Genomic DNA, 15,917 nt, shown 5'->3' on the forward strand with positions numbered 1-15,917 from the left:
AATTTTACTTTTTTTCAAACAGATACTTACTGCCTTCCTTTGGCACTTCCATAGGATACTTTCCATCAAAACACGCCGCACAGATGCTACACATACCTACAGTTTCTTTTAAACCTTCTATGCTTAAAAAGCTTAAACTATCAGCTCCAATATAGTCACATATCTCCTGGACTTTCATTGTAGCACCTACCAACTCCTTTTTTGTAGGAGTGTCTATTCCAAAATAGCACGAATACTTTACAGGCGGTGAGCTAATACGGACATGAACTTCTTTCGCTCCACCTTTTTTTAAAAGTGAAACCAATCTCTTCATAGTTGTACCTCTTACAATAGAATCGTCAATCAAAACTATTCTCTTATCCCTTACTAATTCTCTCAAAACATTTAATTTAACCCTTACTCCAATTTCTCTGTCTGTCTGTTTTGGACATATAAACGTCCTTCCTATATATTTGTTTTTTATAAGGCCTTCACCTATAGGAATTCCCGATTGGATTGAATATCCACGGGAAGCCGGTACACCAGAATCAGGAACAGGCACAACCAAGTCAGCATCTACATGACTTTCGATTGCTAGTCTCTTTCCCATCTCGTATCTGGCCTTGTACACACTAATACCTTCTAAAACGCTGTCAGGTCTTGAAAAGTATATATACTCAAATACACATGACATCTTGGCCGCATCAGTATCAACTTTTGCTGTATCTAAACCATCCTTATTAATTATCACTATTTCCCCCGGCTCCACATCCCTTACAAGTTCAGCACCAATCACATCAAGTGCACATGATTCAGACGATAAATAGTAATCATCACCTTTTTTTCCTATGCAAAGCGGCCTTATGCCGTTTTTATCCCTTATGCCTATTAATTTATCCTCCATTAATATCACTAATGCATAAGAACCTTTTATCTTGTTCATCGTCTTTTTTAAAGATTCAACTAAACCGTACCTGTAATATTTTGCTATTAGATGAAGTATGATCTCACTATCAGATGTTGTCTGAAGAATCCTACCTTCCCTTTCAAGTTCTGTGCGTAGTTCTACCGCATTTATTAAATTACCATTATGTGACAGTGCCATGTATCCGTTGCTGAAATTTGCAACAAACGGCTGTGCATTACAAGCATCGCTGTTTCCTGTTGTAGAATATCTGACATGACCAATCCCCACATTCCCTTCGAGGCTATCTAAATTTTCTTTAGAAAATACATCAAGAACGAGGCCCATGCCTTTTATACAGTTGACATATGACCCTTTTAAAACAGCAATCCCTGCACTTTCCTGCCCACGGTGTTGCAGTGCCTGAAGCCCATAATAAATATGATGATGTACTACATTGTTTAAGCTAAATGCGCCAAATACCCCACATTCCTCTTTCAATTTTATAGTCTTATTCATAATTTTACCTCACTGCTTTTCAAGTCGATTCAATACTTCTACATAAGCTCCTTCTACATTTCCAAGGTCTCTTCTAAACCTATCCTTATCAAGTTTTTCCATAGTTACACTGTCCCAAAATCTGCATGTATCAGGCGATATCTCATCTGCTAAGACAATTCCATCTTTTGATTTCCCAAATTCTAATTTGAAATCTACCAATATGATATTTTTAGATATGAAATACTTAGAGAGTATATCATTGATTTTAAAGGAATAATTTTTTATTGTTTCAACTTCATCTTTTGTGGCTAATTCCATAGCTTCGATATGATATTCATTAATGAAAGGATCTCCAAGTTCATCATTTTTGTAACAGAATTCTAATACAGTACTTTTAAGTTTTGTCCCTTCTTCAATGCCTAATCTCTTTGAAATGCTTCCTGCAGCATAATTTCTTATTAAAACTTCTATTGGATAAATTTCTACTTTCTTAATAAGCATTTCTCTATCATTTAATTTTTTCACAAAATGTGTAGGAACGCCTTCTTTTTCAAGCAATTCAAATAGTATTGTAGATATTTCGTTATTTAATACTCCTTTGTTTTGAATAGTGCCTTTTTTTATACCGTTAAATGCTGTCGCATCATCTTTATATTCAATAATGTAAAAATCTTCATCACTTGTCCTAAAGACCTTTTTTGCTTTCCCTTCATACAACATACCTAACTTTTCCATTTAAACAATCTCCCCCTGTAATTTTTTATCTTTTTCAATAACTTCTTCTGACAATTTCTTTTTGTACTCAATGACTTTCTCCATCAATTCTGGATACTTTATGCCCAGTATCTCTATTGCCAACAATGCTGCATTGTAAGATCCGTCTATGGCAACTGTCGCAACTGGTATCCCTTGCGGCATTTGAACGGTAGACAATAAAGAATCTAAACCATCCAAAGTCGATGATTTTATAGGAATCCCAATCACTGGAAGTGGTGTCATAGATGCTAAAACACCAGCTAAATGTGCTGCTTTGCCAGCAGCAGCTATGATTACTTCATATCCATTTTTTACTGCTTCTTTGGCAAAATCATGTGCTATATCAGGTGTCCTATGAGCTGAAATAACTCTGACATCAAACTCAATATTAAATTCCTTAAAAAGCTCTAAAGCCTTTTTAACCAATGGAAAATCAGAGTCACTTCCCATTACAACCGCAACCTTCGGCATAATAACTTCCCCCTATTTTATTTATTTTTATTTATAAAATGCAGAAAGGAAATCTTCCCCTTCTGCATTTTGTCTGCTATCAACCCATAAAGAATGCAAATCTTAATAGGAACAATAGTCCTATAATATACATCAATGGATGAACTTCTTTAGCTTTCCCTACGACAACTTTCGTTATCGGGTAGAAAATAAATCCAGCAGCTATACCATTTGATATGCTGTAAGTGAAAGGCATAAAAGCTATTGTCATAAACGCAGGAAATGCCTCACTAAAGTCTTCAAAATTCACCTTTGTAACTGAGCCTATCATCAATGCTCCAACGATTATAAGGGCAGGTGCCGTTGCTTGTGAAGGTACTATGCCAATTATTGGAGCAAAGAATAAAGATATCAAGAAAAGTATTGCAACAACAGTAGATGTCAAACCTGTCTTTCCACCTTCACTTATACCTGATGCACTTTCAACATATGTGGTAATCGTACTTGTTCCCAAAAAAGACCCTATCGTAGTACCAATGGCGTCTGCAAACAGGGCCCTTTCAAATCTAGTCTTAAAACCGCCATTTGATTTTTCGAAGTCATCTTCTTTAAAAATGCCAGTCTTTGTACCTGTACCAATTAATGTTCCGATAGCATCAAACATGTCAGCCAAACTGAAAGCTAAAATAACCGTTATAAGCCCTGTAAGGATTGAAATGATGTTTCCATCTGTACCCGGCTTTAAAAGACCTGCAAAATCCAACTTCATAAATGTAGGTGCCAAACTTGGCGGCATCTGCACAATAGTTTTCAGATTTGAAACATTAGTTATTCCCATAGGTATACCTATTATTGTGGTTGCAATGATACCTATAAGTATTGCACCTTTAACGCCTCTGCTCATAAGTACAGCTATTATGGCAATGCCGATTACAGTAAGTATTACACCAGGATCTTTGAAATTGCCGAGTGTAACTAAAGTGTCACTGCTTTTCGTTATTATACCGCCGTTTTCCATGCCTATTATGGCGATAAAAAGTCCAATTCCGGCTCCTATTGCACTTCTCAACGATTGTGGTATCGCTTTTATAATCAAAATCCTCAGTTTTGTGGCAGTTATAATTATATTGATAATACCGCTTATTAATGCAAGTGATAATGCTGCCTGCCATGAATAGTGCAGTGTCAATACGACATAAAAAGTAAAGAAAGCATTCATACCCATTCCAGCAGATAAAGCAAACGGAACATTTGCAAACAACCCCATTACCAATGTCGCAACAACAGATGACAAAATTGTCGCAACAAATACTGCTCCAATTACAGGATCATTGGCAATTGACAGACCAGAATTTACTGCTTGACTACCTAAAAGTCCCTTTGAATTCATACCGGCCTGCATAAGAATTGATGGGTTTACAAAAATGATATAAGCCATCGTTATAAAAGTAGTTATACCAGCTATTACTTCAGTCTTTACTGTTGTGCCATTTTCTTTAAGTTTAAAAAAACCGTCTAAAAAGCCTCTCTTGTCATTGTTCTTTACCATTATAATCCTCCTTATAATTGTAATAAAAGCACTATTAAAATAAAATATGCCCGAGATGATAGATTCCAACATAAAGAGTGAAACCTATCCTCCCGGGCTTTTATCCCACAGGTGTGGCAACATTGCCTGTACCGCTCGGTCCGAACGCCTTTTAAAAAACTATCCATCCTTTTAAAAATGACAAAAGCATACAAGGCTGGAACCCTCAGGTACACTTTCACTCATAGTCAGACAATTTACGGTTGTCTGGTAGAAACTTCTGAGCCGTATTCTCAGAATTATATGAGTAGTATTTACTTGTCCTAACACAATTATAATATCAAGTTTTTTAATCCAAGTCAATAATTTTACGAATATTTTTCTGATATTTATAATAAATGTTCGTATTATTCCCACTCTGTGTTTAAGGCTTTTTCTTTATTTTCTACCATTGATTTTACTGCATTCCATGCCATTATTATTTTTATTTTCATTAAAAAATTATGGCTTCAAAAAATTTTAGTACGTTTTTAGTACGGTTATTTTCATTCATTGTTTGTATTTTCTATAGTGTCAATAATATCATTTTATGAATTTGCTTAAATCCATTTTAGCATATATAACCCTGTGAATCTCAACAACCTGTTTTTTAACCACATAGAATACTAAATAGTTTTTTACAGGTAATACTCTATATTCATTTTCAAGGGATTTTTCAATATAATATACCCTGCATGAATACGGAAACTGTGCAAGCCTTGATATAGAAGTATCCAATTCATCAATTAAATCCATTGCTGCATTTGGTGCTTTTAACTCATCTGCAATATAAGATACAATATTAGATAAATCTCTACTTGCCAAAGGCAGGTATCTAATTTCATATTTCATCAGATTCCATCCTGTCAGAAAGTTTTGCCCTTAATTCATCAAAAACTTCTTTATGGGAATATCTTTTATCAGTTGTTTTGGCTTCCAGCTCTGCTTCTTTCAGCTTAAAGTAAATTTCACTTTCAAACAGTTTTCGCTCATAAGCTTCCATGCTCATTACAACCATATCACCATAACCATTCTTGGTCAAAAATACAGGTTCTTGAGTTTCATGAACAATCCTTGATATATCTGCAAAATTATTTCTCAAATCCGAAACAGGTCTAATATGTGGCATACAGTTATCACCCTTTTATTATTTTAGCATAATTTTATCATAATTATGCTAAAATATCAAACCCCTATTCCCACTCGATTGTTAAAGTTTTATTCGTCGTTATTCCTATTGTTTTCTGCTATTTCTATTATTCATATTATCAAAATTATTGCCATTTTTATAGTTTAAAAATTTTTTTGCTGCCATTTTGCTACCACGGTTAATGCTTAAATACAGTTTAATTTATGAACTCCCTCCGGTACCATTGGTGGAGGTCCTCTGTGGTTTTCAGTTTGGCCGCCAGCGTCTGTCCGTCTTCCACCAGCTTGTAATATTTGCACTTGAACTCTTCGATTGTTAATACCTTGAACTGCCATTCTCCCGGCATGTATCCTTCAGATATGAAGGTAAAACCCTTCTCGGTCTCCTTTGTAATCTTTCCCGGGATCTCATGGCCTCTATTGGTATCAAAATAGCGGAGGTTTCCTTTGTGCATGTGTACATCAAGAGCTATGCCGGTGAAGCTTTCGTCATCCGGAAGCTTATATATATAAACGGCTTGTCTGTCCATGATCTTCGTTACCTCCTCTTTCCTGAAAATAAACACTTTGCACCGTATTGGCACTGTGCTTTCATCGTGCTTTTACTGTGCCTTTCCGGTGCTCATTAAGTGCCCTGTATTTTGCTATTATACTACACCATAAATCTGATTAAAATACCTATTGAAACTCTGGCGCTGGTATTTGACTGCACCTTCTATAAAGCTGCGGGTTCCTGTATTTACTAAAGTTATTTACCTGAATGTAATTGCTGCCGTTTACGCTGTAACGCACGATAAAGCGTCTATCGTGCAGGCTCTGCAGCATTTCATCAACCTAGCCGGCGTTCACGTCGTCATATCCCATTATAACCTTCTTAATCTTCCTGGGATTGTCCTCCATGCGTCCCTTATCATCGACCATGGTCCAGAGGCCTGCAAATAATAACCTGGTTAATGGTGGGAGCTCTCCCATGGCATCATTATCAAAAATAAGGTTCTTTATATTGCGCATTTGCTCCATCTGTCTTTGAAAAACTGGTGATATACATGCTTTGCCCATTTTGTTAGCCTCCTCTTCAATTATTAAGCCGTTATTTTGATGGTGTCGGTATCTCCAGTAATTAATCCTATCAGTTGCGCACCTGCTCTGATTCCATCGATATAGCCCTGGTCATATACAGAAGTTGTCAAGTTGTTGAGTTTGTCCTCTGCTGCCATTTTACCTATCTTTTCAGCCAGTAATGACAAGATTTCCTCTTTGGCCACTTTGATATCCTCCTGGAGATCAGCTGTAGATATGATATTGGTATTCTCTTCATTCTGCAAAAAACATGCTAATTGATAAATGTTCTTTTCCATCCTTCATTCCTCCTCGTTTATTATTCGTTCCGGATCGGGCACCATGACGGGCTGGTCCTTGCATACCTTCCTGGTATGTGCTTGCCTGCCTTCATGCAATCGTGCCGGCTCCCTCGCTTACCTTCCAGGGTTATTTTGCAGTGCTCACACTTCTTGCAGTATGGGATTGGTTTGTCCTCCGGCCGTATCAGTTCTGTAGGGAACTCCTGTATTAAATCCCTGTCCCAGACTTTCTCCAGCTCTTTGCTGCTATTCATGAAGACCGGAATTTCGGCAGCTCTGGCTGCAGTGATGATTGTCTCTATCCATTCCTGCTTCAGCTTTACTTTGTCCCGCCTGTTGCCGGTCTCTGCTCCGATGATGATCCAGTCCATGAAGTCTATGTCGCTTATGTCTATCTCCTCCAGGAGCGGCTCTATATTGATGAATTGGTTATGCTGCCTCCTGGGGAGAAATACAATCTGATCAAGGTCGGAGCTCCTGGTGACGGTCGTCCCGTACCAGAAGTTTTCGGAGCGGGGGAGTAGTCCTATAGAGCTCATTTGTTCATATCTTTGCGGGTACCTCGTCATGAAAAGGTAATTGTGCCATGGCGCAGCTTCACAGGCCTTGAATACTTCCTCTATCCAGGTATCCGGTATCCAAGGTCCAAACAGATCTCCCAAGCTGCAAACGAAAATGTTCGCTGGTTTCTTCTTTTGCGCCGGCATGGCCAGGCGGTACTTGTGCATTATCGGTCAAATCCTACCGGGTCCGGTATAACCTTGCCTACCTGGTTTTTAAATGGGTTATCCAGGATATAAAGTCCGTTTTCATCCTTCCGGAGCTGGCTGGATCCTTTATTGATCCTCACATCTCCGGAGAAGCGCTTTGCCTGCTTTGCTGCGTAGCAGTATGGGCATCCATGCCGGCAGCCGGTGACCGGGTTCCAGGTGAAGTCACACCACTCTATCTTTGATTTGTTCATCATCTGTTTATCCCTCCCTTTTTAGTTAATCGCATTACCTCCTCCCTGATCCGGTATTAGTCGGTGATAGGTAAAAGGTAATAGGTTAAAGGTTAAAGGTAATAGGCCCGGCTTGTACTGTGCTTTTCTCGTACTTGCATGAGGCTAATCTGGTGCATTGTGAAAATCCTTGATTTTGTGGCGTCATGTCCTTATGTTGCTGCTTTGCGATAGCTGCAGCTTCTTTTCTCATTGATTCAGCTTCCTCCGGCGTCCTGGCCGTAATCATGATTGTGATTACTCCTGGCTTAAGTTCTCGTGCTACATAGACCGGTGTTTCGTCCTCGTCAATCGTGACTATGTACCTTATCTTTGGCTGCTTTGTGATAGCTGATTGCAAGCTTACTATTTTGGCCATGTCTTTTTACCCCCTATATCAATTTATGTGGTTGGATCGTCCTATTAAGGTATACTCTTATGCCTGCTCCTGGTTGGTTATCCACCCGCACCGCGTGGAGGCGGCAGGTTTACGGGCATGGCACCTGGCGGTGCCGGTTATTATATGTGTGGTTGGGTCGCCTTCTTGTTGATCCAGTTTTCTTTCGCCTGCCTGAAGGCTTTTATCCTTCCTCCCTATGCGCCAAGTGGGTACTTTAATTTTCTATACTCTTCCTGAAGCTTTCCCAGCTCGCGTTTTTTCTGGGCTATTTGCTCCTCATATTCTTTTGCTTTGATTGCTGTTGGCAGCATGTCGGCTATTATCCTGAACCCGAAGGTGTCATAAAGGCTGGCGATCTGCTGCTTGCCTTCCGTCTCGCTTATGGCTGGATGGAATGTATAAACGGTTTCGATTGCTTCATATTCTGCATCCGTGAAATCTCGCTTTGAAAGACGCTTAAACTCCTGCTTTGTCATTTCGTAACCTCCCTTTTTAATTCTACAATTAAACTGGCTACATCTGTTTGCCGGGTTATTGTGTTGTAGTATCTTGAAAAAATATTTGGTTTTCTGTTCTTAATTTCATCTAACAAAAAAGGGCTTTTCTTATGCCACCGTGAAGCGGCGGGTTTCCGTTTCCTTCATGTATTGCTTATAAAGCTCGGCGTGTGTCGCCTTAAATGCTGCTGTATCAAAGCGGCTGCTTTTTACAACCTTCCAACGGATCTTGAAAACATCAACAACCATTTCATCAACTCCTCTGGCGCTCATCTCAGCTTTAATCGCATCCTGAATGCTATTATCTCTGTCTGAAGCTCTTCTGCCATTGCCTGAAGCTCTTTAAGTTCTCTAACTTTGCTTAGTAATTCATTTGTACTCATGTAATCACTCCCTTTAATTATTTCTGTTTATAATATAAACGTTATTGTTTATGGTGTCAATGACCAATTTAACGATTCTCAGTAAAATAGAAATATTATCGTTGATTTATTAAATAAATTCGTTTATAATGAGAATATTGAAAGGAGTGGTTATATGTCAGTGTCTGAACAGCTGAAAATTCTATGTGTAAAGCTTGGAATAAGTATCTCCGAACTTGGAAGGATGTCCGGGAAAAGTCCACAGGCCTTTAATCAAAAGATGAAGAGGGAAACTTTCACTGTCGATGAGTTGAAAAAAATAGCCGAAGCTGCCGGATGTAAATACGAGGGCTCTTTTATACTGCCATCTGGTGAGAAAGTCACATACTAAAAAAGGGGGTTATCAAATTGTTCAATGATGGTATATACAAGTGTATAGCCTGTGGTAAATGCTTTTCTGTGACCATATCAAACGCAGGATATCCCGGCGGGAAAGAGCGAGAAAGCATAAATTGTCCCTGGTGTGGTGCTGAAAATGGCAGCGAAGTAACAAGCGGCATTATTACCACACGGAAAGTAATTACGGGGAACGGTGATAATCAATGAATTTATATGAAAAAATCGACCGCTACAAGCTGGCCATTGATGAAAAGCGTCCCTTTGAAGGCCATTTGCTTCATGAAATTAAAAATTACTACCGCATAGGCCTTACATGGTCCAGTAATGCTCTTGAAGGAAATACTCTCACTTTAAGTGAAACAAAGATCCTTCTGGAAGATGGATTGACTGTCGGAGGAAAGCCTCTTCGAGATACCTTCGAAGCACTGGGACATGCAAAGGCTTATGATTTCATGTTTACATTGCTTAATAGTTATCAAATAACCGAAGAAGACGCCCTTACAATGCACCGGATGTTCTATACAGGTATCGATGCCGAGGTAGCAGGAAAATACCGCGATCGCCCAGTCTTTATAACTGGCTCAAAATATGAAGTATGCCCAGTAGAACGGATAGAAGAGGAAATGAAAAAGCTATTCCAGTGGGCATGCTCCGCCCGTAACAAATACCATCCGGTCCAATTTGCCGCCCAGTTGCATAAGCGGTTTGTATTTATTCATCCTTTCATAGATGGAAACGGGAGAGTTGCCCGGTTGCTTATGAATACAGCGCTTATTCAAGACGGTTATATGCTGGCTATAATTCCACCGGTCTTGCGCCATGAGTATATAAGCTTACTGGAGCGGGCCCATGATGATGATCAGCCTTTTATGGATTTTATTGCTGAACGCGTTCTGGAGTCTGAAAAGGAAATTATGAGATTACTTCATATTCCTTTCCCCAATCTGCCTTAAAATAAAATAAGAGCGGTATCTAATCTTTAAGATTCCGCTCCAAAATATAACCAGTGGTAATGTTGTGGCCATTCTGTGTCTTATATAAAAAAGAGAGCCTCTACCGGGATAAAGTCCTGGAGGCTCTCTTTGTGTTTCTGGTGTGGCTTTATTGACATTGCCTCTACGTTTCATAGAATGGCTTGGAGGGCCAAGGCAGTTAGTATTCGATTGGAAAGAGGATTGTCGTCGCAGATCTGTCCCATTCGGTAATAATCCAGATCTTTCCCTTGCTGGTCTCATATGCTGCCAGTATTCGTTCGCCTGTCTTAACTGCCAGATCATTCAGCTCCTTATCCACTTGGGAAAGGTCTCCCCAGTCTTTACTCTGGTACCGGTTAAAGGCTGCAGCTACTTCCCGAGCAAATTCCGGGCTTCCTTCCATCTCATCAGCCACACCTCTGGTTGCGAGTATCCTTCCATATTCCATGGCTTTTCTCCCCTTGCTTTGGTTTTAGTCCATGTTAATACAACCAGCTTCCGAGGTTAAGGCATACCAGGTGGGTAACATTCAGGACCAGCTCCAAATACGTTGGCGTATTTAATGACGTTCAGCGGATGAGGAGGTGGTTATCCTGATCATTGCTATTAATTACACCGTGGAATATGATGAGACCCGTAAGGTTTATAAGATCCGGAATAAAGATGCTCCTTTTTGCCCTGATTGTGGCCAGCTGCTCTCCGGATATGATACAAGAGCCCGTCATGTCGTCGATAGTTCTGGCCAGATCTTCTGGTACAGGTTGCGCCGGCTAAAGTGTCCAGGCTGCGGGAAACTGCATCTTGAGCTTCCGGATTTTATGGCTCCTAAAAAGCATTATGAAGCCAGACTTATAGAAGATGTTATGGCTGGCCGTTCAGATTCATGCCCGGCAGATGATTCGACGATCCGGAGATGGAAAAAAGAAAAATACCCACCCAGTTTGCCTTAATCATCTGGAGCTTCTGTAGTATTTTTGTAGACAAGCCAGATGAAAGGAGTGATAAACCATTGAGAACAGAAGTTTTAAAAAAATAACTATGTCATGCGGTATAGCTTTAGCTTTGTTTGTGGCCGCAGCAATCGGTTACAATTCTAATGATGTGCTCAAGTCCAAACCTGATGACTCTGTGCAGACACTCTCCGATGTCGACATATCATCAAATAACAGCAGTGCCTCTGGAATGATAGCAATTCCGGGATATGATCACTTAGTTATGAAGGAGGTCAAAAGGTTCAAAAGGTCGAACTCGGTAACCCAAAACAAAACAATTGTTATATGAGAATTGCAATTATGCTCCCAGATGGGACACAGCTTTATGAGTCTGGTTTACTTGAGCTCGGGCAGGTCCTTACCTCTATTGAGCTCTCTCAGGAGCTAAAGCCCGGAATATACGAAGGTGCCATCTTGAGTTATTCATGCTATGGCATGGAGGAAATCAAAGAACTGAACGGCGCGAAAACTATTTTTAAATTGGAGGTTGAGCCATGATAAAAAGAATATTCACTATCCTGCTTGCAACTATAATGATCTGCAGTATATCACCGATGAATGCCTTTGCAAACCAGACATCCGGAAGTATAGCGGTATCGTACACTCATTCACTCGAGTACTCTATTAATATACCCGCCTCTACCTTGATGGTGATGTTTTGGCCGGCATTTCCGTTGGATGGTGCCACCGGTATTGACTCCGGTTCGTCTCCTACGATTCCACCGTCTTCATAGGCCCTTACGCCGAGAAGCTCACCGGTCCGCTGCCATAAATCAAGGCCTCTTTGTCTCTTGCTTGGGCTTAACGGAATAATTCCTTCAGCTCCATTCTCGGCCACGATACTATGCAGTTCTGGACAAAAGATGAATTTCAGCTTTTTGTTGAAGCTATTTCGGATAAACCTGCATCGTATGCTATGTTTAATACCTTATTCTGGACCGGCATGCGCTCCGGAGAGCTCCTGGCCCTTACTCTGAATGATGTGAATTTTGAAGCTAAAACTATAAGCATAACAAAGAGCTACGCCAGGATCGGAGGAGAAGATGTGATCTCTCCTCCAAAAACTCCAAAGAGCCGACGGGTAATAACTGTACCGGATTTTCTCCTGGATATCCTGAAGGATTACGCCGGCCGCCTGGTGGACTATGAGCCTTCGGACCGCCTTTTTGAATATACAAAGCACTACCTTCAAAGCGAAATGGACCGCGGGTGTAAGAAATCAGGGGTAAAAAAGATACGTGTTCATGACATCCGCCATTCCCACGCATCGTTATTGATTGAACTGGGTTTTTCTCCGCTGCTTATATCAGAGCGTCTTGGCCATGAGAATGTTGAGACTACTCTGGAAATATACGCCCATTTATACCCCAATAAGCACGGGGAAGTTTCCAGTAAACTGAACGAACTATTTACCCCTAAAATTTTCCAAAAAACATGGCGAAAATCCGAGTATTTTAGAATAATGCTTCCAAATTGCTACCACGGGCAAAAATTATGCCTCTGAAACCCTTTATTTTACTGGGTTCAGAGGCATTTTAACCTCTATTCCCATTCGATTGTAGCAGGCGGTTTTGATGTGATATCATACAGCACCCTGTTTACGCCATACACTTCATTTATAATGCTTGTAGATATGTCCTCAAGTATATCATATGGAATCTTAACCCAGTCTGCCGTCATTCCATCATTACTTTCAACTATCCTTAAGATAATAGGATATGCATATGTCCTGTCGTCACCCATTATTCCTACACTTTTTATGTCAGGCAACACAGCAAATGATTGCCATACGTTGTTATACCAGCCATTTTTCTTCATCTCTCTCAAAACTATGCTGTCAGCTTCTCTTAATATGTTTAACTTTTCTTCTGTCACTTCCCCAAGTATCCTCACTGCGAGCCCTGGTCCTGGGAAAGGCTGCCTATTTAAAATTTCATCAGGCATGCCAAGTTCTCTCCCTACCTGTCTTACTTCGTCTTTAAAAAGCATTCTTAAAGGCTCTATAAGCTCAAAACCAACATTTTCAGGAAGACCGCCAACATTGTGATGGCTTTTTATTGTTGAAGCAACTGGACTTCCGCTTTCGATAACATCTGGATAAAGTGTCCCTTGTACGAGATATTTTACATTCCCAATCTTTTTAGCTTCTTCTTTGAATACTTCGATAAATTCATTTCCTATTATCTTTCTCTTCTCTTCAGGATCTTTCACACCTTTTAACTTTTCCAAAAACCTATCTTTTGCATCAACTTTTATTATCTCCATATCAAAATTATTCTTGAAGGTTTCTACTACTTTTTCTCCTTCATTTTTTCTTAAAAGACCATTATCGACAAATATACAAACAAGCTGATCGTGTATTGCTCTGTTTACTAAAACTGCAGCAACAGATGAATCAACGCCACCGCTTAATGCACAGACTACCTTGTCCTTCCCTACCTTTTTCCTTATTTCTTTCACTGTCTGCTCGATTAATGAATCCATCGTCCAATCTGCAGAACAGTCACATATCTCAAACAAGAAATTTCTGATGATTTCAGTACCTCTTGGAGTATGAATGACTTCAGGATGGAATTGTACAGCATATTGCCTTCCTTCTACATTTGCAATTGCCGCAATCGGACAGTTTGCAGTTGATGCAACGACTTTGAAATTTTTAGGCGGCAGTTCTATTTGATCTGTGTGGCTCATCCAACAGCTTGTCTCTTTTTCAATCCCTTTAAACAAAGGTATGTTGTTGTTTATGACAACATCCGTCTTTCCATACTCCCTTACAGGAGCTTCTGCAACTTTACCACCCTGTATCATGGTCATAAGCTGTGCACCATAACATATGCCGAGAATTGGATAATTTAATTTAAAAATACCCTCGTCGCATATTGGTGCATTCTCTGCGTATACACTAGCAGGTCCGCCTGATAATACCAATCCTTTTGGCTGTTTCTTTACAATTTCTTCGGGTTTTATGTTGTATGGAACAATTTCACAAAAAACATTTGCTTCCCTTATTCTCCTTGCAATCAATTGTGTATATTGTCCTCCGAAGTCAAGAATCAATATGACTTCTCTATTAATCTCCATTAAAATCCTCCTTTATTTAATACTATAGTTTGGAGCTTCCTTTGTAATTATTATATCATGCGGATGGCTTTCAGTTAATCCTGCATTCGTTATTTTTATAAATTTTGTCTTTGTCCTAAGTTCTTCTATATTGTGAACACCACAATATCCCATTCCTGCCCTTAATCCACCTATCATTTGATATACAGTGTCTTTCAAAGGTCCTTTATATGGCACTCTGCCTTCTACACCTTCTGGAACAAGCTTTTTCATACCCTCTTGAAAATAGCGATCAGAACTTCCACTCTTCATTGCTGAAATTGAGCCCATTCCTCTGTAAACTTTGTAACTTCTGCCCTGATATATTTCTACTTCACCAGGACTTTCTTCGGTACCAGCAAAAAGGCTTCCAATCATGACTGTAGATGCGCCAGCAGCAATCGCTTTTACGATATCTCCACTGTATTTTATACCACCATCAGCAATTACAGGTATACCATATTTATCGGCTTCCTCCGCACAATCATAAATTGCTGTAATCTGAGGAACCCCGATTCCTGCTACGACTCTCGTCGTACATATAGAACCAGGTCCTATGCCGACTTTAACGCAATCTGCGCCTCTTTCAATTAAATCTCTTGTAGCCTCTGCAGTCGCCACATTTCCAGCTATTATCTGAAGATCAGGAAATCTATTCTTTATCTTCTCTACCGTATCTAAGACACCTACAGAATGTCCATGAGCCGTATCTATTACAATAACATCCACATTGGCATCGATAAGGGCTTCAACCCTTTCCATTACATCTGATGAAACGCCTACAGCAGCACCTACAAGAAGCCTTCCTCTAGAATCTTTCGCAGAATTAGGATACTCCACTGCCTTTTCTATATCTTTTATTGTTATCAATCCCTTTAAATTATTATCTTCATCAACGAGAGGCAATTTCTCGATTTTATGTCTTTTAAGTATTTCTCTTGCTTCATCCATAGTCGTGCCTACAGGTGCCGTCACCAAGTTTTCCTTAGTCATAACTTCTTTTATCGGCCTTTCTAAATTGCTTTCAAATCTTATATCCCTATTTGTAATTATTCCCACCAGCTTATTGTTAACTGTTATAGGTACACCTGATATTCTGTATCTTTCCATAAGCTCAACAGCATCCTGTATTCTATGGTCCGGAGTTAAATAAAAAGGATTAGTTATGACTCCGTGTTCCGATCTTTTTACCCTATCAACCTCTAAAGCCTGTCTTTCTATAGGCATATTTTTATGTATTATGCCTATTCCACCTTCTCGCGCTATAGCTATAGCAAGCCTTGATTCAGTAACTGTATCCATTCCAGCGCTAATCAAAGGTATATTTAACATTATACTATTTGTAAGGCGTGTTTTAGTGTCAACCTCCTTTGGCAGCACATCAGATTTTGCCGGTATAAGCAACACATCATCAAATGTTAACCCTTCTTTTGCAAACTTATTTTCCATTTTTATAATCATTCCTTTCGCTTCGCTCAAGGCACAAAACGTAATGAAATGTGCCACTTCGAGCTAATTTTGTTCTATAATTATGTCATAGGGATA

The 15,917-nt window shown here is 39.6% G+C and carries 25 protein-coding genes and 1 riboswitch; of the genes, 7 read left to right on the top strand and 18 right to left on the bottom strand.

All coding sequences use genetic code 11. The annotated features are described in order from the left end of the window. Positions 1-4 precede the first annotated feature (4 nt). The 14 genes from purF to J2Z80_RS03360 form a co-directional block, all read right to left on the bottom strand. On the bottom strand, positions 5-1,402 hold the full coding sequence (purF, locus tag J2Z80_RS03295) for an amidophosphoribosyltransferase (RefSeq protein WP_209453110.1): 1,398 nt from the start codon (positions 1,400-1,402) through the stop codon (positions 5-7). Between the two features lie 9 nt (positions 1,403-1,411). Continuing rightward, positions 1,412-2,119 (bottom strand): phosphoribosylaminoimidazolesuccinocarboxamide synthase, encoded by a 708-nt coding sequence (gene purC / locus J2Z80_RS03300; RefSeq protein WP_209453111.1) that lies wholly within the window; start codon positions 2,117-2,119, stop codon positions 1,412-1,414. Beyond that, positions 2,120-2,611 (bottom strand): 5-(carboxyamino)imidazole ribonucleotide mutase, encoded by a 492-nt coding sequence (gene purE, locus J2Z80_RS03305; RefSeq protein WP_209453112.1) that lies wholly within the window; start codon positions 2,609-2,611, stop codon positions 2,120-2,122. 79 nt (positions 2,612-2,690) lie between these two features. After that, positions 2,691-4,139 (bottom strand): NCS2 family permease, encoded by a 1,449-nt coding sequence (locus tag J2Z80_RS03310; protein WP_209453113.1) that lies wholly within the window; start codon positions 4,137-4,139, stop codon positions 2,691-2,693. A gap of 204 nt (positions 4,140-4,343) precedes the next feature. After that, a riboswitch (purine riboswitch) is annotated at positions 4,344-4,445 on the bottom strand. A 255-nt stretch (positions 4,446-4,700) separates the two neighbouring features. Further along, positions 4,701-5,009: a type II toxin-antitoxin system RelE/ParE family toxin gene (locus J2Z80_RS03315; RefSeq protein WP_209453114.1), complete on the bottom strand. Its 309-nt coding sequence runs from the start codon at positions 5,007-5,009 to the stop codon at positions 4,701-4,703. Then, positions 4,999-5,286, bottom strand: coding sequence for a type II toxin-antitoxin system Phd/YefM family antitoxin (locus J2Z80_RS03320; RefSeq protein ID WP_209453115.1), 288 nt, complete (start codon positions 5,284-5,286; stop codon positions 4,999-5,001). Before J2Z80_RS03320 ends, J2Z80_RS03315 begins: the two co-directional genes overlap by 11 nt. A gap of 217 nt (positions 5,287-5,503) precedes the next feature. Continuing rightward, positions 5,504-5,836 (bottom strand): hypothetical protein, encoded by a 333-nt coding sequence (locus J2Z80_RS03325; protein WP_209453116.1) that lies wholly within the window; start codon positions 5,834-5,836, stop codon positions 5,504-5,506. Positions 5,837-6,140: 304 nt separating this feature from the next. Then, entirely contained in the window at positions 6,141-6,365 is a 225-nt protein-coding gene (locus J2Z80_RS03330; RefSeq protein WP_209453117.1) for a hypothetical protein, read from the bottom strand. A gap of 23 nt (positions 6,366-6,388) precedes the next feature. Beyond that, entirely contained in the window at positions 6,389-6,664 is a 276-nt protein-coding gene (locus tag J2Z80_RS03335; RefSeq protein WP_209453118.1) for a hypothetical protein, read from the bottom strand. Between the two features lie 20 nt (positions 6,665-6,684). Beyond that, on the bottom strand, positions 6,685-7,395 hold the full coding sequence (locus tag J2Z80_RS03340; RefSeq protein WP_209453119.1) for a DUF5131 family protein: 711 nt from the start codon (positions 7,393-7,395) through the stop codon (positions 6,685-6,687). Continuing rightward, the gene (locus J2Z80_RS15135) at positions 7,395-7,634 is read right to left on the bottom strand and encodes a DUF5131 family protein (RefSeq protein ID WP_209453120.1); all 240 of its coding nucleotides are present in this window, start codon (positions 7,632-7,634) and stop codon (positions 7,395-7,397) included. The genes J2Z80_RS03340 and J2Z80_RS15135 overlap by 1 nt, the downstream gene beginning before the upstream one ends. 82 nt (positions 7,635-7,716) lie before the next feature. Continuing rightward, positions 7,717-8,010 carry a hypothetical protein gene (locus tag J2Z80_RS03350; RefSeq protein ID WP_209453121.1) on the bottom strand — a complete coding sequence of 98 codons (294 nt, stop codon included), beginning with the start codon at positions 8,008-8,010 and terminating at the stop codon, positions 7,717-7,719. A gap of 233 nt (positions 8,011-8,243) precedes the next feature. Further along, positions 8,244-8,525, bottom strand: a complete 282-nt coding sequence (locus J2Z80_RS03355; RefSeq protein WP_209453122.1) for a hypothetical protein — start codon at positions 8,523-8,525, stop codon at positions 8,244-8,246. A 129-nt stretch (positions 8,526-8,654) separates the two neighbouring features. Beyond that, positions 8,655-8,795: a hypothetical protein gene (locus tag J2Z80_RS03360; protein WP_209453123.1), complete on the bottom strand. Its 141-nt coding sequence runs from the start codon at positions 8,793-8,795 to the stop codon at positions 8,655-8,657. A 288-nt stretch (positions 8,796-9,083) separates the two neighbouring features. Between J2Z80_RS03360 and J2Z80_RS03365 the strand changes: the two genes are divergently transcribed. The 3 genes from J2Z80_RS03365 to J2Z80_RS03375 are packed head-to-tail and all read left to right on the top strand — an operon-like array spanning position 9,084 to position 10,260. After that, positions 9,084-9,299 carry a helix-turn-helix domain-containing protein gene (locus J2Z80_RS03365; protein ID WP_209453124.1) on the top strand — a complete coding sequence of 72 codons (216 nt, stop codon included), beginning with the start codon at positions 9,084-9,086 and terminating at the stop codon, positions 9,297-9,299. Positions 9,300-9,316: 17 nt separating this feature from the next. Next, positions 9,317-9,514 (top strand): hypothetical protein, encoded by a 198-nt coding sequence (locus tag J2Z80_RS03370; RefSeq protein ID WP_209453125.1) that lies wholly within the window; start codon positions 9,317-9,319, stop codon positions 9,512-9,514. Continuing rightward, positions 9,511-10,260, top strand: a complete 750-nt coding sequence (locus J2Z80_RS03375) for a Fic family protein (protein ID WP_209453126.1) — start codon at positions 9,511-9,513, stop codon at positions 10,258-10,260. The genes J2Z80_RS03370 and J2Z80_RS03375 overlap by 4 nt, the downstream gene beginning before the upstream one ends. A gap of 199 nt (positions 10,261-10,459) precedes the next feature. Here the strand turns inward: J2Z80_RS03375 and J2Z80_RS03380 are convergent, their stop codons facing one another. Next, positions 10,460-10,729: a hypothetical protein gene (locus J2Z80_RS03380; RefSeq protein ID WP_209453127.1), complete on the bottom strand. Its 270-nt coding sequence runs from the start codon at positions 10,727-10,729 to the stop codon at positions 10,460-10,462. Between the two features lie 169 nt (positions 10,730-10,898). On the opposite strand from J2Z80_RS03380, the gene J2Z80_RS03385 reads away from it, so the two are divergent. The 3 genes from J2Z80_RS03385 to J2Z80_RS03395 all read left to right on the top strand — a co-directional run bounded on the left by J2Z80_RS03385 (position 10,899) and on the right by J2Z80_RS03395 (position 11,771). Further along, positions 10,899-11,231: a DUF6431 domain-containing protein gene (locus J2Z80_RS03385; protein WP_349292571.1), complete on the top strand. Its 333-nt coding sequence runs from the start codon at positions 10,899-10,901 to the stop codon at positions 11,229-11,231. An 88-nt stretch (positions 11,232-11,319) separates the two neighbouring features. Continuing rightward, positions 11,320-11,562, top strand: a complete 243-nt coding sequence (locus tag J2Z80_RS03390) for a hypothetical protein (protein WP_209453129.1) — start codon at positions 11,320-11,322, stop codon at positions 11,560-11,562. Beyond that, positions 11,559-11,771 carry a hypothetical protein gene (locus J2Z80_RS03395; RefSeq protein WP_209453130.1) on the top strand — a complete coding sequence of 71 codons (213 nt, stop codon included), beginning with the start codon at positions 11,559-11,561 and terminating at the stop codon, positions 11,769-11,771. The genes J2Z80_RS03390 and J2Z80_RS03395 overlap by 4 nt, the downstream gene beginning before the upstream one ends. Before the next feature lie 106 nt (positions 11,772-11,877). Here the strand turns inward: J2Z80_RS03395 and J2Z80_RS03400 are convergent, their stop codons facing one another. After that, positions 11,878-12,111: a hypothetical protein gene (locus J2Z80_RS03400; protein WP_209453131.1), complete on the bottom strand. Its 234-nt coding sequence runs from the start codon at positions 12,109-12,111 to the stop codon at positions 11,878-11,880. Between the two features lie 6 nt (positions 12,112-12,117). On the opposite strand from J2Z80_RS03400, the gene J2Z80_RS03405 reads away from it, so the two are divergent. Then, on the top strand, positions 12,118-12,777 hold the full coding sequence (locus J2Z80_RS03405) for a site-specific integrase (protein WP_209453132.1): 660 nt from the start codon (positions 12,118-12,120) through the stop codon (positions 12,775-12,777). A gap of 38 nt (positions 12,778-12,815) precedes the next feature. Here the strand turns inward: J2Z80_RS03405 and guaA are convergent, their stop codons facing one another. Then, positions 12,816-14,354 (bottom strand): glutamine-hydrolyzing GMP synthase, encoded by a 1,539-nt coding sequence (gene guaA / locus J2Z80_RS03410; protein WP_209453133.1) that lies wholly within the window; start codon positions 14,352-14,354, stop codon positions 12,816-12,818. A gap of 12 nt (positions 14,355-14,366) precedes the next feature. Next, positions 14,367-15,821 carry an IMP dehydrogenase gene (gene guaB, locus J2Z80_RS03415; protein WP_209453136.1) on the bottom strand — a complete coding sequence of 485 codons (1,455 nt, stop codon included), beginning with the start codon at positions 15,819-15,821 and terminating at the stop codon, positions 14,367-14,369. Positions 15,822-15,917: the final 96 nt, after the last annotated feature.

The sequence above is a fragment of the Thermoanaerobacterium butyriciformans genome (assembly GCF_017874545.1).
GTDB lineage: Bacteria > Bacillota > Thermoanaerobacteria > Thermoanaerobacterales > Thermoanaerobacteraceae > Thermoanaerobacterium > Thermoanaerobacterium butyriciformans.